Raw genomic sequence first — 18,467 nt, forward strand, 5'->3', positions numbered from 1 at the left:
GGCGCGAAGCCCAACTTTGGGTGAATATGTTCCGGGGCGGTTAACGATAGATCACAATGAATCACGTGACAGCGTCTCCGCCCCTTGCCGCAGCGCAGTTGCTGGCAAGCGCTCACACCTCCCTGATGCATGGCTGGGTGCCCGTTACGGCCCAGGCCCTCGCCGGGGCGGTGCTGGCGCTGGCCGTCGGCTGGCGTTCGCGACGCTGGCGAACGATCTGCTTGCCGGCGGCCGCCGCGCTCGGCGCCGCCTCGGCCTACCTGACGCACTGGTACATCGTCGATCGCGGGCTGTCGGACGAGCCGGCGCCGTCGGCGCTGTGGCTGTGGGTCGCGTTGACCGGCATGGCAACCGCGGTGCTGGTTCTCGGCTGGCGCGGCGCGCGCCCGTGGCGCCGTGGCGCGACCGTCGTGTCGCTGCCGCTGTGCTTGGTGTGCGCGGCGCTGGCGCTCAACCTGTGGGTAGGCTACTTCCCGACGGTGCAGGCGGCGTGGAACCAGCTCACCTCCGGCCCGTTGCCCGACCAGACCGATCAGGCCAACCTCACCGCGATGGCCGCCAAGCGGGCCCGGCCGCCGCACGGCAGCGTCGTACCGGTCGTGATCCCTTCGGACGCATCGCATTTCAAGCACCGCGGCGAACTCGTGTACCTGCCGCCCGAATGGTTTACCAGCAGCCCACCGCCGGCGTTGCCGACGGTGATGATGATCGGCGGGCAGTTCAACACGCCCGCGGACTGGACGCGGGCGGGCAACGCGGTCAAGACGATCGACGACTTTGCCGCCACGCACGACGGCAAGGCCCCGGTGCTGGTGTTCGTCGACTCCGGGGGCGCTTTCAACAACGATACCGAATGCGTCAACGGGGTTCGCGGCAACGCCGCCGACCACCTCACCAAAGACGTTGTCCCATATATGGTTTCACACTTCGGCGTCAGCCCCGCCCGGTCCAACTGGGGTGCCGAGGGCTGGTCCATGGGTGGGACCTGCGCGGTGGATCTGACCGTCATGCATCCCGAGATGTTCAGCGCGTTCGTCGATGTCGCCGGTGACTTCTTCCCCAACGCCGGCACCAAGGCGCAAACCATCGCCCGGCTGTTCGGCGGGAACGCCGACGCCTGGGCGGCGTTCGACCCGACCACCGTGATCAACCGGCACGGCCCCTACCGTGACGTGGCCGGCTGGTTCGCCATCTCGTCGGACGGTCCACCGGCACCACGCCGCAATCTGGCGATAACCGACGCCGGCGCAATGCGTCTGGTGAGTCGTGACGCCGCGGCCAACCCCGGTAACCAGACCGCGGCCGCCTATTCGCTGTGCGGGCTCGGCCGGGCCAACGGCATTGACTGCGCGGTCGTCCCGCAGCCGGGCAAGCACGACTGGCCATTCGCGGACCGGGCTTTCGCGGCCGCGTTGCCGTGGCTCGCCGGCCGGCTGGGCACTCCAGGTGTGCCGCGCACTGCGCCGCCCGCCGCGTCCCCTCCGTCCGCGCTTGACGGCCCGGTAGTCAAGGCCGAGCACTCCAGCACAGCCGGCAAGTAGCCGCCATCGGTTAACTGAGGCGCTTGTCGAAGAACGCGACGATCCGCTTGCCGGACAGCGACGCCGGCGGAAACCCGGTCGGTGCACCGTCACCAAAACAATACGTACATATGGTAAATCGATAGCCGCATACCGGCGCACGATGCGGATGTATTGTCAAGCCATGGGACCCAGCCGACTGTTTCCCTACGACCCACCGCCTCCGGTCGGCCCTTCGCCCAAGGAGCGGATTCGCGACGCAGCCATGCGATGCTTTGCTATTCGCGGCATCGCTGCCACCTCGCTGCGCACGGTCGCCGAGACCGCGGAGGTGTCAATTGGGCTCGTGCAGCACCACTTCCGCACCAAGGCCGCGCTAATCGCCGCCGTCGATCAGTACGTGCTGCAGGTGGTCGGTGAGGCCTTGGAACCCACGACATTGCCCGAACCGCCATCCGACGGGCTCCATGAAGCCGGACGCCAACTGACCGCACTAATGGTCCAACGACCCGACGTGATGACCTATCTGGGGCGCGCGCTCGCCGAAGGCGGCGCATTCGGGTCGGTCATCTTCACCGGCCTCCTGGGGATCAGTACGGGCCAAGGCGACCAGTTCGGTCAGCACGGCAACCTCCGACCCGACCTCGATCCCGATTGGGGAGTCCTCAACCCGCTTATCCTGCGCATCGGCGCCATCATTCTGCATCCGTATATCGAGCTCTACCTAGGCAAGTCGTTCTTCACCGAGCCCCAGTTACGACGCTGGGACGCTGCGGTCACCAGCCTCCTACGGCACGGCCAATTCCTCGACCACACGGAACCCGGGCAACCGGGACGTCACCGATTCTGACCGATCGGCCCTCAACGGCAACGAGCGAAAGCGCAGCCTTTAAGCGGCCGGCTGACCGGCCAGGTGCTATACACGAAACACCATGGACGAGCCCGACGTAACCGCCTACACCGCCCAGATTCTCGACCCCGAGGACACCGACGACATTTTGGTGTTGCAGCGGCTACAGGCCGATCCCACCGTCGAGGTCATCGACCAGCTCGACGGACAACTTTCAGGTCTGCGAGGTCTTCGCCCGGTGCCCGACGGCGATATCCTCGCCGAGCCGGGCCGGTGGGCGTACTACCCGTGGCGGCGTACGGTCGTTGCGGTGCTTGGCCCGCGCGGGTTTCGGACGCTACGACTTGATCGCAACAGAAACAACATCACCACTCAAGAACAGGCCCGATTCAACTCGCTGACCATCGGTGTCGCCGGACTTAGCGTCGGCCATGTCATCGCTCACACCCTGGCGGTACAGGGACTGTGTGGCCGTCTTCGGCTGGCTGATTTCGATCATTTGGAACTTTCGAATCTGAATCGGGTGCCAGCCACCTTGCTTGATCTTGGTTTAAACAAAGCGCACGTGGCGGCGCGCAGGATCGCTGAGCTCGATCCCTACCTAGCAGTGGAGGTGTTCGACACCGGGCTCACCGCGGAAACCATTGACGCGTTCCTCGATGGACTCGACATCGTCGTCGAAGAGTGTGATTCGCTAGAAATGAAGGTCGGCGTGCGGGTAGGAGCCCGTGACCGGCATCTCCCAGTGTTGATGGCAACCAGCGACCGCGGAAGAATCGACGTTGAACGCTTCGATCGAGAACCGGAACGTCCGATCCTGCACGGACTACTGGGCCAGCTAGACATCGAGCTACTGCCGGGAATGAGTAGCCGGGAAAAGATCCCGCACATGCTGCGTTACGACGAAGCCGAACACGTATCGCCCCGCACTGCTGCATCACTCATTGAGATCGACCGATCGCTGTCGACCTGGCCTCAGTTGGCATCCGATGTCGTCGTCGGCGCTTCAGCGTTGGCCGAAGCTGTACGCAGAATCGGACTCGGTGAAGAGCTGAGATCCGGGCGGTGCCGCATCGACATTGGCTGGGCACTCAATCAACTCGACGAAGTCGAGATGGCCCAGCATCGCCCTGACCCCGAAAACGGGCACCGAAACAACGCTGCCCCTTCGATAGTCAACGACACTATTGTCGCCGCCGCTATGCGCGCTCCCTCGGGCGGAAACAGCCAGCCATGGTATGTCGATGCGGAACCGACTAAAATCACCATAAGCGTTGACTCACAACATACTTCAACGATGGACGTAGGCTTCCGAGGCAGCGCTGTCGCGCTGGGTGCAGCCATGTATAACGTCAGAATCGCCGCCGCCGCCCGTGGGATGCTCGGGCCGGTGAGCATCTCCGAAGGCGTAGACGGATCTCCGCTACGGGCCACGATGCACTTCGAAAACGGCAACGATCCCGCCCTTGCCGATCTCTATGAACCGATGCTTGCGCGCGAGACCAACCGACATGGCGGAACGCCTCAATCACTGGACGACCAGACGATTAAGTTACTCACCGCCACGGCCGAGCGCGAAGGCGCGCGCCTGCACCTACTCACCCGACGAGACGACCTTTCGCGGGCCGCAACGATTTTCGGCGCGGCCGACCGCATCCGGTACTTGACACCGCAGTTGCACAAGGAGATGGTCTCGGAACTGCGCTGGCCCGGAGATCCCGACCCCGACACCGGTATCGACGTGCACACGCTCGAACTCGACGCCAGCGACTTGGCATTATTCGATATCGTGCGCCGGCCCGATGTCATGGCTTACCTTGCGGAATGGAACGCCGGCAGCGCGCTGGGCGACGGCATGCGCGACCAGGTCCTCTCCAGCTCCGCGCTGGCGGTAATCACCGTGATCGGAGAGCGTCTTAGCGATTACGCCGTCGGCGGGTCAGCCGTTGAGGCGGTATGGATCCTGGCCCAGCGCGAAGGCCTCGCCGTCCGGCCGTTGTCACCGGTCTTTTTGCACGCTCGAGATTCTGCCGATCTCAATGAGTTATCGGCTCGCTTTGCGAGCGAATTAGCGCACTTGCAAACCGATTTCGTGCGCCTCACCGCGACCGCTCCCGAGGAATCTATCGTGCTGGTCTTGCGATTCACCACCGCACCGCCAGCGTCGGTAACAAGTCGCCGCAGTCTGAGCCGAGTCCGTTCTCAGCGCCTCTGAACTGACGCTGCCAGGCGGTGATGCCGCGTCGGCGCGGGCCGTTAGGCCGATAACCACCTCAGAACGGTTTCGCCGTGAATCCCCAGCGCAACAATGCCGACTCGCGGCGGGCCCGACCGCGCAACTGAGGGTCACGCGTGCCGCTCAACGCGTTCGGTTCGCCGCGCGCACCGAACATCCAGTACGCCTGCAGGTACGGCACGGGTGTCGAATGACCGCAATGCATTCCGTCCAGTCCGGCCGAGGCAAGCTCGTTCGATAGCTCCGCGATGGTGAACGCCGCCGCCTCGCTTGCAATTGCATCTTGGCGCAGGACAGCTGGCGAGGCGGGGTCGGCGACCTCCAGCATGTTGGGGGCGGCTGTCGGGTCCCGCAGGCGCTGAAAATCCGAGATCCACACTGCGGCCCCGCTGCGCCGTTGGACAGCAGCTATCTGGCTGAGGGCGCCGCGCAAGAAGTCGAAATCCGGTAGCTGATGCAGGGTCCACATGCAGGAGATCGCGTCCCACCGACCCGTTGAAATCCGCTCTGGCAGCGCCGTGATGTCAGCCCGCAGCAGTTCGACACGTTCCCCCAGGCCTTCAGCGTCGAATAGCTCTTGTGCCGTGGACAGCATGTTGGGGGCTAGATCAATAGCGGTTGCCCGAACATCGGGCCGTCGGCGCAGGACGGCGCTGAGCGCACGGCCTGAGCCGACGCCGAGATCCAGCAGGTGACCACAGGGTGGCAACAGCGCATCAAGCGCGCGAGCGCACAAGTCGTACACCGCGAGCATTCCCGGGTTGGATGCGCCGCCGGTGTGAAACTGTGCAACAGACTCCGGATCGTCCACCACCATCGGCTCAGGAATGCGCTCCCGCCCTGCTGGATAGGACCGCTCGCGCAAAACGATCCCAAGTACCCGCCATAGCGGCCGAATTCTCTTCACCCTCAACCTCTCATGGATTCCGCGTCATCGATTTCGAGTCAGGCTCTGACAATAGTTCGGAATCAAGCCAACCTGTCTTATGATTATCAATCGGACTCAGGAGTCTCCGCTGGCCGCCGGTCGACTTTCGATACCCGAAGAGATGTCCCGAAAACTTGCCTGGTCAGCGGGGATCGGTAAGCTTTGGCGTGCGCCGTTTGATCGGCGTAGGCAGGCGTTATCCGCGGGAGGTAGGCGTGGTACAGGCCCTTGCGAGCGACGGACTCAAGTCGCTACCCCTGCCGCCGGTGAACCCAATGCCTTTTCGTCAGCGCCTGGCGGCGGTGAGGGAATTCAGCACAGGGACAGAGCGGCTGCGAGATGCCGGCGGGCGGGTGAGCTTTTTCACCTTAGGCCCGCGATGGCTGATGCCTCCAATGGTGTTGGCAACGTCTCCGGATGCTATTCGCGACATCCTCAGTACCAAGGACGACTCCGTCGACAAGACAACCCCGGTCTTCGAGCAGGTGCGCCGCATCATCGGCGCCAGCCTGACTGACCTTCCCTTCGAGCCGTGGAAGTCGCGTCGGCGCACCCTACAGCCGGTGTTCACCAAACAGCGTGTGAGCGAGTTCGGCGGTCACATGGAGCAGGCGGCACAATCGGTTAGCGGCGGGTGGTGTGAGGATGCCGTGATCGATTTGGACGCCGAATGCCGCACGATCACGCTGCGCGCGCTTGGCCGATCAGTGCTCGGGCTTGACCTGGAACAGCGGGCCGACGAGGTGGTCGAGCCACTGCGGGTCGCGTTGGCCTACGCGGTCAGGCGCGCTACGAGCCCACTACGCGCCCCTCGCTGGTTGCCCACACCGGCGCGTCAGCGTGCGCGAGCGGCAAGCGCCAAACTTCATGCTCTGACGCAGGAGATATTGCGGGACTGTCGCGCCGACCCGACACGAGTCGCACCACTGGTCCACGCCCTCATCGCCGCCGCGGATCCAGAGACCGGAAAACGGTTGTCTGATGAGGAGATTTGCGACGAGCTGGTCATGTTCCTCTTCGCTGGGCACGACACCACGGCGACGGCGTTGACGTACGCCCTGTGGTCTCTGGGACACCACCCCGATTGCCAGGACCGCGTCGCTGCAGAAGTTGCAGCGCTGCCGGATCGGCCGCTGACGTCGGACGACCTTCCACGGCTGACGTATACGGTGCAGGTGATACGGGAATCGCTACGCCTGTGCCCCCCAGCGCCCACGGGGACACGCATGGCGTGCCGGGACGTTGAGGTGGGCGGCTACCTGGTGCGGAAAGGCACCATGCTCATTGTCGGCAGAATGGCGGTACAACGCGATCCGCAACTTTGGGACGATCCACTTCGATTCGACCCTGAGCGGTTCAACCCGGTGAACTTCAAGGCTCTCGATCGGTGGCAATACCTGCCATTCGGCGGCGGACCGCGCTCGTGCATCGGCGACCATTTCGCCATGCTCGAAGTCACACTCGCGTTAGCGACACTCATCCGCCGAGCGGAAATCCGCTCTCTCGACGACGAATTTCCGCTGGCATTGCACTTCACCATGATTGCCGGTGGTCCGATCCATGCCCGCGTTCGACCGCGTCGCTAGCCGCGGAGAACCCGAAGGCGATGAAGCGCAGCGAGGTCACAGGCTCGTGGTGCAGCCGGTCTCGCCGGTCTTCCTGAACGCCCACAACTGGGCGGAATTCGACCAGCTGTCAACCCAGTTCGCCGATGAGCTAACAAGACTGCAGCGCGACTTCCACGGTCTCGCCCGGAGTCCGTCATGCTGGTCTTACGGCTCGCCGTCGGGCCACCGGCATCGATACCGAGCCGCCGCCGCCTTGACCGGGCGCGGCTGCTCGACTGAGTGCGGCCAACCCTGACGCGCCACGCACGGATTTCCCGGTCCGATTTACGGATAGAAGTGTGACGCCGTAGGCAATACCGCCCCGGCGCACCATTGACAGCTACGGTAAGGGCAATGTCGGGCACATTGGACTATCTGGTCACCGCGGCTGCCGCCGAGTTGATGGCGGCCACCGCGGCTGACTCTGCTGCGATCAGTCAGCGCGTGCTCGGCAACTTGGTTCGCGACCTGGGCGTGGACTTCAGTTTCCTGCGCCACAACGATCACACCATCCACGCGACGGTCCTGATCGCCGAATTCCCGCCACGCAACGCCGACCCCGACCCGATCGGTGTGGTGTATTTCGCCGATGCCGACTCCGTCTTCGCGCAGACGGAACACCTCAAAGTGCCCGAGGTGGTGCGCCCCCGGCCGGCAAACGCCGACTATCAACGCAACATCGAAGAGGGCACCGGCACTCCCGCCGTCTCCCTGGCCGCCGTGCCGCTGCTGTCCGGCGACGTCACCACAGGAACGCTCGCCTTCGGCAAGCTCGGAGACCGCGAATGGCTACCAGAAGAGCTCAATGCGCTGCAGGCGATCGCCGCGCTCTTCGCTCAGCTGCAGGGCCGCACCGTCGCCGAAGAGCAACTCCACTATCTCGCCGAGCACGACGACCTCACCGGCTTGCTGAACCGCAGGGCGCTGATCGAGTACCTGGACAAACGGCTGGCCGACGGAGAACCGGGCCCGGTCTCGGTAGTATTCGTTGCCCTGGACCGCTTCAAGGTCATCAACGATCACTTGGGCCAAAACGCCGGCGACCGGTTCATCGAGGCCTTCGCCGGGCTGGTGCGCGAGGCCACTGATGTGCCCTCGGCCATTGCCCGCTTCGGCGGCGACGAGTTCGTCGTCGTGCCCGCGGCGCCGATGGACATCGAATCCGCCGAAGTGTTTGGTCAGTGGTTGCACGACCGGGTTCACCAGCAGGTCGTGATCGACGGTGAGATGCTTACCCGCACGGTCAGTGTCGGCGTCGCATCGGGTATACCGGGGCAGCACAGCACTTCGGACGTGCTACGCCGGGTCGACCAGGCCCTCCGGTCGGCGAAAAGTTCCGGCGGCGACAAGGTCGCAACTTTCAGCCCTGAGATGTCGCGAACCAACATGATCCGCAACGATATCGAACTGTACCTGGAAGGGATGATCGATAGCGGTAGTGGCGCCCTGGTGCTCCATTACCTTCCGGAGTTTGACATGCGGACCGGTGAGATCCTCGGTACCGAGGCACTAATCCGTTGGCAACACCCGACTCTTGGACTCTTGATGCCTGATTCGTTCATCCAAGTGGTCGAATCGATCAACCTGGGCTCCAAACTCGGCCGTCTCGTAATGCGTTCGGCCTGTGCGCAGTTCGGGCTTTGGCAGTCACGCGACATCGGGCGCGGTGCCGTACTGCGGGTCAATGTATCGCCCGTGCAGCTCGTTACGGATGGCATCGTCGACACCGTCGCGACGACCCTCGACGAATTCGGTCTCGATCCGAGCACCGTATGTCTGGAGATCACTGAAAGCGTGGTGGTCCAAGACATTGACGCCACACGCAAAACGCTCTTCAGATTGAAAGAAATCGGAGTACAGATCGCCATCGACGACTTCGGCACCGGCTACAGCGTGCTCACGTATCTGAAATCCCTTCCCGTCGATACGCTCAAGATCGACAAGGGGTTTGTCAGCAATCTCGATACCGACGCCGGCGATCTGGCGATCGTGCGCTCGACGATGGCCCTTGCGGACGCCTTCGGGCTCGACGTTGTCGCCGAAGGCGTCGAAACCGTAGCAGCGGCCAAGACGCTGCTCAGACTGGGATGCAATCGCGCGCAAGGCTTTCTACTGTCCCGTCCCCTGGATAGCGCGGCAATGGAGTCGCTGCTCGCCAAACGCGTCATACCAATGGACTTCTCCGACGCGGGTGTTGAGCCGCAGGATGAAGGAGCTGGGAAAAAGAACGCGGTTTGACCCGCGGGAAGCGCGGCCTCTCGCGGCGCGTTATGGGCGGCGTTGCAACAGGTAGTAGTACGTCGGGGTCTTGTCATCGAGTTCCCGTTCGTCGCCCGTGGACAACAGCGTCCAGCCGGAAGCGAACCGTCGCTCGACCTCGGCGTGATCGATGCCTGGAACGCCGAACCTACCGCCGGGAGGGAACGCCGTAATGAACAGCCGCGCGTCGGGGGCCGCCACGGTGCCGACTTCCCGTACGTACGCCTCACGGTCGCCGCCACTCATGTTGTGGATGCACCCGTTGTCGACGATCAACTGGAAGTCTGTACCGATCCCCTCCTGGCTCAGCCGCGTGACGTCCGCGCGGACGAAGTTGACCGAAGCATCGGCGGCGCGGGCCTTGGCGCGCGCCTTATCGAGCGGCTTTGCGACGTAGTCGACTCCTGTAACCTTCCACCCGCGTTGAGCGAGGTAGATTGAGCAATCTCCGGTACCGCACCCGACGTCAAGGGCCGATCCAGTTGGCAGCGAGGGCGTCTCAGCGGTCTGCTCGATCAGATCTCGTAGACCCTGCCCGATCGGATGGCCCTCCCACGGCGTGAAGCCGACCCGGTAGAAGAACCGAAACCTCGCGTGTCGGGAAGCCATAGCCGCAATGATGGCATTCGCGGCGACGAGCCGCTCCCCGACCCCGTCCAACGTCCTAGGGCCGGGGATTATTTGTGATGGCAAACGCTTACCCCGGAGTAACATTCGCACTCACTGGGGTCGGGAGCCGCGGCTGGCACGAAAAGCGCGGCAAAGAAAGGGTTCGCTGACGAATGTCACCGCTGAAAGCGTGGTGGAGCCAGCCAGACCATTACGAGTGGGCCACCACTTTTCTGCGCCAACGCGGAATGCTGCGTTCGGCACGGATGATTTTGGCTGGTGTCACCGGATCCTCGGCGTTAGTGCCGCTGACCGTACTGCCGAGCCAATATCACCCCAGCCGCGTCGAGGTGATCATCGGCGTGGTCGCGGCGACGTTCACGCTCGCCGTGACCGTACTCTGGCTGACGCGCTGGCCCACGCGTCTACAGTCGCAGGTCGGCGTGGCGCTGGGTGCGGTGTGTGTCGGCGGGTGGAGCCTGGTCCAGCCCACGGCGGCCCTCGCCGCCCTGGCGTGCACCGCCCTGGCGATCCCCGGCTGTTACATCGCGTTTTTCCACAGCCCAAGACTTCTGGTCTTCAACGGCGTCGTAGCCGTCGTGGTCACCACTATTGCGGTGCTGCGGCTGGCGCATGAGGTCAACCTGGCCGCGGCGGCCTCCGCGTTCTGGCTCAACGCATTCCTGAATTTCTGGCTACCCCTCGGCATTTGGGGCATGTCACGGGCGATGGGCACATATGCTCTTCGCTCCGAGGAGGATGCGCTCACCGGTCTGCTGAACCGGCGGGCATTCACCGAGGCGGTCAGTAACCGCTTGGCGAATCCGCCCCCGACGCACACCCATCTGGCGGTGGTGATGGTCGATCTCGACAACTTCAAACGCATCAATGACACCCACGGTCATTCGGCCGGTGACCTCGCCCTGCGGGCAGCGGCCGACCTGCTGCGTGAGCACGCCCCCGCCGACGCGGTCATCTGCCGCGCCGGCGGCGAAGAATTCTTGGTCGCGCTGACCGCGGAGATGTCAGACGTGGGGCCCCTGGCGACGAAGTTTTGCACCGCCCTCGGCGAGCTCCCTCCTAGGGTGACAGCCAGCGTCGGCACAGCAAGCGCCGAACTGCGCCTACTCACCGGGACCGACGTCGCATGGCTGGTCGACGAGCTGATCACCATCGCCGACACCGCCATGTATGCCGCCAAACGCCGCGGCGGGAATCAGGTTCAGCACAGCGTGAGGACGTAGTGCGCACGCTGAAAGGTCAGTGACGTAGCCGTATCTTCGCCCAGATCGGAGCCGCCGCGACCATCGTGAAGGGGTTCTTCGGGGCCGACGGCAACGTTGTGACGGCACGCATGGGCTCGGTCATGAACACGAGTCGGCCCCAGAGCCCGCCAGGGTGCGCGGGCGGGGCCGTGAGCTCAACTCGTGATTTCTCTTATGCCGAGATACGGCTGAGGATCTCGGAGTCCTCGGCGCACATCAGCTTGAATTGCTCGGGTTCGGCATGCGTGGCAATGGTACGGCGATCCCACCACATGACTTTGGTTTGGTAGTTCGCATTGGGATAGGCGGCCGCCGGTATCCGCGAGGCCACCACACCCCCGGAGGATCGCCACTGCTCCAAGACATGAGCCGCCGCGGTGGCCATGACGAACTGAACGCCCATTAGCGTCATAATCGGCAGCGCGGTGCGGGCCAACACCCTGGGGATCGCGCGGCTCCCGTAATCGTGGGAATTGGCCCAGGCGCTTTTGACTTCCACGACGCCGAACGGGAGCCGGTTGGCAATCATATGGCGCAGCCCGGCCAGGCCCGGGTTGCCATTCCACTCCTCGAGCGCGTGCGACTCCTCGGGCGCACGCAAGGGGCCCACGACACGTGTGCCCCCGACCACCATGCCTTGTGGATCGACCGCAGCAAAGAAAAGCGCGGTGTCGGCGCCATCCCGGACCGCGTCGATGTCGAGCACCCATTCCAGCCCGTGCCGGCGATAGCTGTTCAGCGCGCCTTCCAGGTATTGCTCCCACAGCTCGGGTTCCGTCCCCGGGGTGGACGCGGTAATCCGACATCCCGTCGCCTCATCCCGCCACTCCGCCGTGCCCCCAAGCCACGAGCTGTCGGTCACTCTGCGTAGCAGCTGAGCCGCTTCCATAGGTATCCTTTCACTTCGGATCCGTACTGATCTACTATTTCTGCGCTTATCGGAGTATTTTCGTTCTATCCGCCGAATAAATTACCTACCAACTGCACCCTTGGACATCGGTTGCGGCGACGACACGGTAACTTTACGAGCGATCTATGTTCACATTGATCACGGCCATGAATACAAAATTTGCCGGCAACGGTGCACATCGCTTTCCTAGGTATCGTGGCCCGTGATCGCGGCGCTGCCGCCATTCCGGTTACACCTGCGGGTATATGTCCGCGTGGGTTGGTGCGGACACAGCGATTAGGCCTGTTCGAGGCACCTAGGCCTCTTCTCACTTAGATGATTTAACCGGACAAAGCCGCCGGATTCTACCTCAGATTTGCCCAGGCACCGGGGGACGGTCGCCGAGAAGTTAGCTGTCATCCGCCCGCGCGATCTCGTTTTCCGTCCGCTCCGGCACTGGATTGGCACAAATCGGCGAACTAGTCACGGCTGCGCCGAGACGGTGCCGAATTGTGGGCACCGAATGCAATTCGGCAGCAGTGTTTAGCCTGCCGCGTGGAATCGATTCTTCGGCCGGAGAGGCGACTTCGCGAAAGCCAGGCGTGGGCGCAGACTGGAAGTCATGATCGCAGACTCGACCGCGCCGCACCGGCCGGTGCACTCATTCGCTGCGCGAGTCCGGCGAGGAATCTTCGCGCGGCACTGCAATCCGTGGAGCGCGTGGACCCGCTGGGCGAGCACGCCGCTGACGCTGGTGCCCGTGTGGACCCGGCGCTGGAGCCACGCGGCGTTGGTCGCGCTGTGGTTGGCCGTGAATCCGTTCGTCTTCGGCAAGCCGGCGCACGAACACGCCTGGTCTACCAGAGCGATGCTGGGCGAGGAGCTGTGGATCAGCCGCCGCCCCCGGGACGCCGCCATGCTCGTCAGCGCGGTGACATCCGCGGCCGCGGTGACCGCCGCCGTCGCCGCCCGCCGCCATCGACCGCTGCCGGCGGCGATCGCGACCGCGGCGCAGATGGCCTTGACGCTGGTGTATTGGTCGCAGATGGTGCGCTACGTCGATCGCCGGCCGCAGTAGCGTGGCGTCATGCCCGACGAACCATCAGCCCCCGAGCCAGGTTACGACAGCGCCGGTGTGCCGACCTTCGAATCGGTCCGCGACAAGATCGAAGCCCGGTACGCGACGGCCCAGGGCGCGACCGAGCTGGAATCCGAGACGGCCGAGGGCCGTTCCATCGAAGAGCAGTACGAAGAGCGCCAGCGCGGGGCGGCCGAGCGGTTGGCGCAGATCCGGGAGTCGATGCGCCCCGACGATCCGTAACCGTGCGCACGTTCACGATCCCCGAGCGCCGTAACCGCTTGGGGCGCAGGCATTTTCTGTCAGCGACCGACTCACCGGCGACAACGCGGGTCATCGCCGGCCTGGTCGGGCTGCATGCGACCGATCCCGCGACCCCGTACCTGTCGCTATGGGCGCGGTGTCCCGGATTTACCACCGCCGAGCTGGAGCTGGAGCTGTACGAGAAGCGCTCCGCGGTCAGGCATCTGGCGATGCGGCGAACGCTGTGGCTGGTGGTCGCCGACGACATGCCGATGATTCAGTCGGCGGCCAGCGAGCGGGTTGCCGACAACGAACACCGCAGGCTGGCCGCCGACGTGCAGAAGGCCGGCGTGGCCGCGGACGGCGACCGCTGGCTGAAGCGGGCCCGCTCCGCGGTGTTGCGCCACCTGGCTGACACCGGCCCGGCCGCCAGCACCGAACTGCGGGCCGCGCTTCCCGAACTGGCCGGCAGCTACGATCCGGCACCCGGAAAGCCTTGGGGCGGCGCCGTTCCCGTTGCCCCGCGGGTCCTGACGGTGCTCTCGGCGCGCGGCGATATCGTGCGCGGTCCCAACGACGGAGCCTGGACCACGTCGCGCCCGCGGTGGGCCATCACCGCGCACTGGCTCACCGACCTGGGTGAGCCGGTCCCCGAACGGGAAGCGCGGGCCGAGCTGACCCGGCGCTGGCTGGCCACGTTCGGGCCCGCCACCGCCGCCGATATCAAATGGTGGTTCGGCTCCACGCTGACAGCCGCCCGAAACGCGCTGGCCGACATCGGCGCGGTGGCGGTCGACCTGCACGGCGGCCCCGGCTATGCGCTGCCCGACGACCTCGAGCCCGAGCCCGAGGCGCCACCGTGGGGCGCGCTGCTGCCGTGCCTGGACGCCACCACGATGGGATGGTTCGGGCGCGAGTGGTATCTCGGCGACCATCGCGCCCAGGTGTTCGACCGCAACGGCAACGCAGGCCCGACGGCGTGGTGGAACGGACGCGTTGTGGGTGGCTGGTACCAAGACGAGGGCGCCCGCGTCCGGCTGCGACTGCTCGAAGATCCGGGCCGCGACGGGCGGCGAGCCCTGCAGCGACGAGCCGACGAACTCACCTCGTGGCTCGACGGCGTGCGGATCAGCCCCCGCTTCCCCTCTCCCCTGTCGAAAGCCGCGGGGCGCGCGGACCGCGAGACATAAACTGCTGCACCGCATTTCGGCGTGTCGTGTGCCAGGTTTATGTGTCGCGACGAAGCGCCGCTCAGGCGGTGACTTTGCGCCGCCCGTTCCGGCGCTGCGGCGCGGGGGCACGACCGACGACCTCGGCGAGGAACTTCCCGGTGTAGCTCTCGGGCACCGCGGCGATGTCCTCCGGGGTGCCTTCGGCGACAATGGTTCCGCCCTCGGCGCCGCCCTCCGGACCCATGTCGACGACCCAGTCCGAGGTCTTGATCACGTCCAGGTTGTGCTCGATGACGATGACCGTATTGCCTTTGTCGACAAGGCCATTGATGACCTTCAGCAGCTTGCGGATGTCGTCGAAATGCAGCCCGGTGGTGGGCTCGTCGAGGATGTAGATGGTCCGCCCGGTCGAGCGCTTCTGCAGTTCGGCGGCCAGCTTGACGCGCTGCGCCTCGCCGCCGGACAGCGTCGGCGCCGGCTGGCCCAGCCGGACGTAGCCCAGCCCCACGTCGACGAGCGTGCGCAGGTAGCGGTGAATGCCGGTGATCGGCTCGAAGAACTCCGCCGCCTCCTCGATCGACATGTCCAGCACTTCGGCGATGGTCTTGCCTTTGTAGTGGACCTCGAGGGTTTCCCGGTTGTAGCGGTCGCCGTGGCAGACCTCGCACGGCACGTACACGTCGGGCAGGAAATTCATCTCGATCTTGATCGTGCCGTCGCCCGTGCACGCCTCGCAGCGACCGCCCTTGACGTTGAACGAGAACCGACCCGGTTGGTAGCCACGGACTTTGGCCTCGGTGGTGGCCGCGAACAGGGTGCGGATCTTGTCGAACACCCCGGTGTAGGTGGCCGGGTTGGACCGCGGCGTGCGGCCGATCGGCGATTGGTCGACCCGCACCAGCTTGTCCAGGTGGTCCAGCCCGGTGACCCGGGTGTGCCGCCCCGGGACCTGCCGGGCGCCATTGAGCCGGTTGGCCAGCACCGCGGCCAGGATGTCGTTCACCAGCGTCGACTTGCCGGAGCCCGACACCCCCGTCACCGAGGTCAGCACGCCGAGCGGGAACGACACGTCGATGCCGCGCAGATTGTGCTCGCGGGCGCCGACGACGGTGAGCTGACGGCGCCGGTCGACGGGGCGCCGGATCGCCGGGAGCTCGATGCTTTCCTTGCCCGACAGGTAGGCGCCGGTGATCGAGTCCTTGTTGGCCAGCAGGTCGGCGTAGGTGCCGCTGTGCACGATCTCGCCGCCGTGCTCGCCGGCCCTCGGGCCGATGTCGACGATCCAGTCGGCGTGGGCGATGGTGTCCTCGTCGTGCTCGACGACGATCAGCGTGTTGCCCAAATCCCTTAGCCGGGTGAGGGTTTCGATGAGCCGACGGTTGTCGCGCTGGTGTAGCCCGATGGAGGGCTCGTCGAGCACGTAGAGCACACCCACCAGGCCCGACCCGATCTGGGTGGCCAGCCGGATGCGTTGGGCCTCACCGCCGGACAGCGTGGCCGCGGCGCGCGACAGCGACAGGTAGTCCAGGCCCACGTCGAGCAAAAAGCCGAGCCGCGACTGGATTTCCTTGAGCACCTGCCCGGCGATCGCCTGCTCGCGCGGCCCCAGTGTGAGCGCGTTCAGGAAATCCGAGCAGTCCGCGATGGACAGCTCCGACACTTCGGCAATGGACTTCGCGCCGCGCTGCCCCTTAGAACCCCCTGCCAGCGTCACGGCCAGGATCTCCGGCTTGAGCCGGGTGCCCTCACACACCGGGCAGGGCACGTCGCGCATGAAGCCCTCGTAGCGTTCCTTCATCTGCTCGGATTCGGTCTGGGCCATCTTGCGCTGCAGGAACGCCAGCACGCCCTCGAAATCGGCGTAGTAGGACCGGGTGCGGCCGTACCGGTTGCGGTACCGCACATGCACCTGATGGTCGGATCCCTCGAGGATCGCCTTGCGCGCCTTGGCCGGCAGCTTCCGCCACGGCGTATCGACATTGAATCCCAGCTCGTCGCCGAGGCCTGCCATCATCCGGGTGAAGTACTCCGCGGTGTGACCGTTCGACCACGGCGCCACCGCCCCCTCGGCCAGCGTGAGCTCCGGATCGGGCACCACCAGGTCGGGGTCGACCTCCTTGCGGATGCCCAGGCCGGTGCATTCGGGGCACGCGCCGTAGGGCGAGTTGAACGAGAACGACCGCGGTTCCAGGTCGTCGACGGCCAGCGCGTGCCCGTTGGGGCAGGCCAGCTTCTCGGAGAACCGCTGCTCCCGGTGATGATCGGGCTCATGAGCTCCGTGATCCGGGAACTCCAGCACCACGATGCCGTCGGCCAGGTTCAGCGCGGTCTCCACCGAGTCGGTGAGCCGCTGCTTGGCGGAGGCCTTGACGGTGAGGCGGTCCACCACCACCTCGATGTCGTGCTTCTCCTGCTTCTTCAGCTTCGGCGGGTCCGTCAGGGAATGCACCACGCCGTCGACCCGCACCCGGCTGTAACCCTGCGCGTTGAGCTTCTCGAACAGGTCGGCGAACTCGCCCTTGCGGGTGCGCACCACCGGGGCGAGCACCAGGAAGCGGGTGCCTTCGGGCATCGCCAGCACCTGGTCGACGATTTGCTGCGGCGTCTGGCGGGCGATCCGCTCACCGCAGACCGGGCAGTGCGGCGTGCCCGCGCGGGCGTAGAGCAGCCGCAGATAGTCGTACACCTCGGTGATGGTCCCGACGGTCGACCGCGGGTTGCGGTTGGTCGACTTCTGGTCGATCGACACGGCCGGGGACAGGCCCTCGATGAAGTCGACGTCCGGCTTGTCCATCTGCCCCAGGAATTGGCGGGCGTAGGCCGACAGCGACTCCACGTAGCGACGCTGCCCCTCGGCGAAGATCGTGTCGAAGGCCAGCGACGACTTGCCCGACCCCGATAGCCCCGTGAAGACGATCAGCGAGTCGCGCGGCAGGTCGAGGTCGACGCCCCGCAGGTTGTGCTCGCGGGCGCCCTTGACGATCAGGCGGTCAGCCACGCTGCCCTCTTTCGGTGAATTCTTTACGTTTTGCAGCGGATGTTGCGCACCGCGCATTCCATGCTATGTGCCCGTACCGACAGGCAATTGCGGACCAGTAACGTGGCCGCTATGACGGCATCGGATACGCCCGCTGACGGGTTGGCCAACTACACCGGACATGTCGAACCTGGCACCGCGGCCCGCCGGACCCTACCCGGCGCCACGATTCTAAAGGCGTCGGTGGGCCCGATGGACAACAACGCCTATCTGGTGACATGTTCCGCGACCGGAGAAACGTTGCTGATCGACGCCGCCAACGACGCCGACGTCCTGGTCGACCTGATCCGGCGTTACGCGCCGAAGCTGTCGCTGATCGTGACCAGCCATCAGCACTTCGACCACTGGCAGGCGCTGGAAGCCGTCGCCGCCGCCACCGGCGCGCCGACCGCCGCCAGCGAGAGCGACGCCGAACCGCTGCCCGTCAAACCGGACCGTTTGCTGGCGGGCGGCGACACCGTGCAGATCGGCGAGCTGAACTTCGACGTCATCCATCTGCGCGGGCACACTCCCGGGTCGATCGCGCTGGCTCTCGACGGGCCGGCGACCGGCGGCGTCACGCAATTGTTCACCGGCGATTGCCTGTTTCCGGGCGGCGTCGGCAAAACCTGGCAGCCAGGGCATTTCGCCCAGCTGATTGACGACGTCACCACCCGGGTGTTCGACGTCTACGACGACTCGACCATGATCTACCCCGGCCACGGGGACGACACCGTACTGGGCGCCGAGCGCCCCCACCTGAGCGAATGGCGCGAGCGCGGCTGGTAGGCGCGG

At 65.3% G+C, this 18,467-nt stretch carries 14 protein-coding genes; 10 read left to right on the plus strand and 4 right to left on the minus strand.

Annotated elements, in window-relative coordinates:
• The first annotated feature begins 56 nt into the window (after positions 1-56).
• The 3 genes from A5764_RS10455 (at position 57) to A5764_RS10465 (ending at position 4,585) form a co-directional block, all read left to right on the plus strand.
• Positions 57-1,541 (plus strand): alpha/beta hydrolase family protein, encoded by a 1,485-nt coding sequence (locus tag A5764_RS10455; RefSeq protein WP_197501299.1) that lies wholly within the window; start codon positions 57-59, stop codon positions 1,539-1,541.
• A 163-nt stretch (positions 1,542-1,704) separates the two neighbouring features.
• The gene (locus tag A5764_RS10460; RefSeq protein WP_067112785.1) at positions 1,705-2,370 is read left to right on the plus strand and encodes a TetR/AcrR family transcriptional regulator; all 666 of its coding nucleotides are present in this window, start codon (positions 1,705-1,707) and stop codon (positions 2,368-2,370) included.
• Positions 2,371-2,452: 82 nt separating this feature from the next.
• Positions 2,453-4,585 (plus strand): Rv1355c family protein, encoded by a 2,133-nt coding sequence (locus tag A5764_RS10465; protein WP_067112681.1) that lies wholly within the window; start codon positions 2,453-2,455, stop codon positions 4,583-4,585.
• A gap of 58 nt (positions 4,586-4,643) precedes the next feature.
• On the opposite strand, the gene A5764_RS10470 is transcribed toward A5764_RS10465, so the two are convergent.
• Positions 4,644-5,471, minus strand: a complete 828-nt coding sequence (locus tag A5764_RS10470) for a class I SAM-dependent methyltransferase (RefSeq protein WP_231989671.1) — start codon at positions 5,469-5,471, stop codon at positions 4,644-4,646.
• 278 nt (positions 5,472-5,749) lie between these two features.
• Between A5764_RS10470 and A5764_RS10475 the strand changes: the two genes are divergently transcribed.
• Together A5764_RS10475 and A5764_RS10485 are read left to right on the plus strand one after the other, a co-directional pair.
• Positions 5,750-7,120 carry a cytochrome P450 gene (locus A5764_RS10475; protein ID WP_067112687.1) on the plus strand — a complete coding sequence of 457 codons (1,371 nt, stop codon included), beginning with the start codon at positions 5,750-5,752 and terminating at the stop codon, positions 7,118-7,120.
• Between the two features lie 375 nt (positions 7,121-7,495).
• Positions 7,496-9,379 carry a bifunctional diguanylate cyclase/phosphodiesterase gene (locus A5764_RS10485; protein WP_067112693.1) on the plus strand — a complete coding sequence of 628 codons (1,884 nt, stop codon included), beginning with the start codon at positions 7,496-7,498 and terminating at the stop codon, positions 9,377-9,379.
• A 30-nt stretch (positions 9,380-9,409) separates the two neighbouring features.
• Here A5764_RS10485 and A5764_RS10490 read toward each other — a convergent pair whose 3' ends face one another.
• Positions 9,410-10,009: a bifunctional 2-polyprenyl-6-hydroxyphenol methylase/3-demethylubiquinol 3-O-methyltransferase UbiG gene (locus A5764_RS10490; RefSeq protein ID WP_067112787.1), complete on the minus strand. Its 600-nt coding sequence runs from the start codon at positions 10,007-10,009 to the stop codon at positions 9,410-9,412.
• A gap of 173 nt (positions 10,010-10,182) precedes the next feature.
• Between A5764_RS10490 and A5764_RS10495 the strand changes: the two genes are divergently transcribed.
• On the plus strand, positions 10,183-11,253 hold the full coding sequence (locus A5764_RS10495) for a GGDEF domain-containing protein (protein WP_067112695.1): 1,071 nt from the start codon (positions 10,183-10,185) through the stop codon (positions 11,251-11,253).
• 193 nt (positions 11,254-11,446) lie between these two features.
• Here A5764_RS10495 and A5764_RS10500 read toward each other — a convergent pair whose 3' ends face one another.
• The gene (locus A5764_RS10500) at positions 11,447-12,163 is read right to left on the minus strand and encodes a hypothetical protein (protein ID WP_067112698.1); all 717 of its coding nucleotides are present in this window, start codon (positions 12,161-12,163) and stop codon (positions 11,447-11,449) included.
• A 622-nt stretch (positions 12,164-12,785) separates the two neighbouring features.
• On the opposite strand from A5764_RS10500, the gene A5764_RS10505 reads away from it, so the two are divergent.
• From A5764_RS10505 to A5764_RS10515, 3 genes are read left to right on the plus strand one after another with little or no spacing between them, the layout of a single operon-like run.
• Positions 12,786-13,241, plus strand: coding sequence for a DUF6653 family protein (locus tag A5764_RS10505; RefSeq protein ID WP_067112701.1), 456 nt, complete (start codon positions 12,786-12,788; stop codon positions 13,239-13,241).
• Positions 13,242-13,250: 9 nt separating this feature from the next.
• Positions 13,251-13,484, plus strand: a complete 234-nt coding sequence (locus tag A5764_RS10510; protein WP_067112704.1) for a PspA/IM30 family protein — start codon at positions 13,251-13,253, stop codon at positions 13,482-13,484.
• 2 nt (positions 13,485-13,486) lie between these two features.
• The gene (locus tag A5764_RS10515; protein ID WP_067112707.1) at positions 13,487-14,674 is read left to right on the plus strand and encodes a winged helix DNA-binding domain-containing protein; all 1,188 of its coding nucleotides are present in this window, start codon (positions 13,487-13,489) and stop codon (positions 14,672-14,674) included.
• A 61-nt stretch (positions 14,675-14,735) separates the two neighbouring features.
• Here the strand turns inward: A5764_RS10515 and uvrA are convergent, their stop codons facing one another.
• Entirely contained in the window at positions 14,736-17,654 is a 2,919-nt protein-coding gene (uvrA, locus tag A5764_RS10520) for an excinuclease ABC subunit UvrA (protein WP_067112790.1), read from the minus strand.
• A gap of 111 nt (positions 17,655-17,765) precedes the next feature.
• Here uvrA and A5764_RS10525 point away from each other — a divergent pair, with 111 nt between their 5' ends.
• Positions 17,766-18,461 (plus strand): MBL fold metallo-hydrolase, encoded by a 696-nt coding sequence (locus A5764_RS10525; protein ID WP_067112709.1) that lies wholly within the window; start codon positions 17,766-17,768, stop codon positions 18,459-18,461.
• Positions 18,462-18,467 lie beyond the last annotated feature (6 nt).

The sequence above is a fragment of the Mycobacterium sp. 852002-51057_SCH5723018 genome (assembly GCF_001667035.1).
Classification (GTDB): domain Bacteria; phylum Actinomycetota; class Actinomycetes; order Mycobacteriales; family Mycobacteriaceae; genus Mycobacterium.

Coding starts and splice junctions, on each gene's coding strand:
- A5764_RS10485 (WP_067112693.1), top strand. CDS start 7,496: ATGTCGGGCACATTGGACTATCTGGTCACCGCGGCTGCCGCCGAGTTG.
- A5764_RS10500 (WP_067112698.1), bottom strand. CDS start 12,163: ATGGAAGCGGCTCAGCTGCTACGCAGAGTGACCGACAGCTCGTGGCTT.
- A5764_RS10495 (WP_067112695.1), top strand. CDS start 10,183: ATGTCACCGCTGAAAGCGTGGTGGAGCCAGCCAGACCATTACGAGTGG.
- A5764_RS10465 (WP_067112681.1), top strand. CDS start 2,453: ATGGACGAGCCCGACGTAACCGCCTACACCGCCCAGATTCTCGACCCC.
- A5764_RS10460 (WP_067112785.1), top strand. CDS start 1,705: ATGGGACCCAGCCGACTGTTTCCCTACGACCCACCGCCTCCGGTCGGC.
- A5764_RS10455 (WP_197501299.1), top strand. CDS start 57: ATGAATCACGTGACAGCGTCTCCGCCCCTTGCCGCAGCGCAGTTGCTG.
- A5764_RS10510 (WP_067112704.1), top strand. CDS start 13,251: ATGCCCGACGAACCATCAGCCCCCGAGCCAGGTTACGACAGCGCCGGT.
- A5764_RS10525 (WP_067112709.1), top strand. CDS start 17,766: ATGACGGCATCGGATACGCCCGCTGACGGGTTGGCCAACTACACCGGA.
- A5764_RS10490 (WP_067112787.1), bottom strand. CDS start 10,009: ATGGCTTCCCGACACGCGAGGTTTCGGTTCTTCTACCGGGTCGGCTTC.
- A5764_RS10505 (WP_067112701.1), top strand. CDS start 12,786: ATGATCGCAGACTCGACCGCGCCGCACCGGCCGGTGCACTCATTCGCT.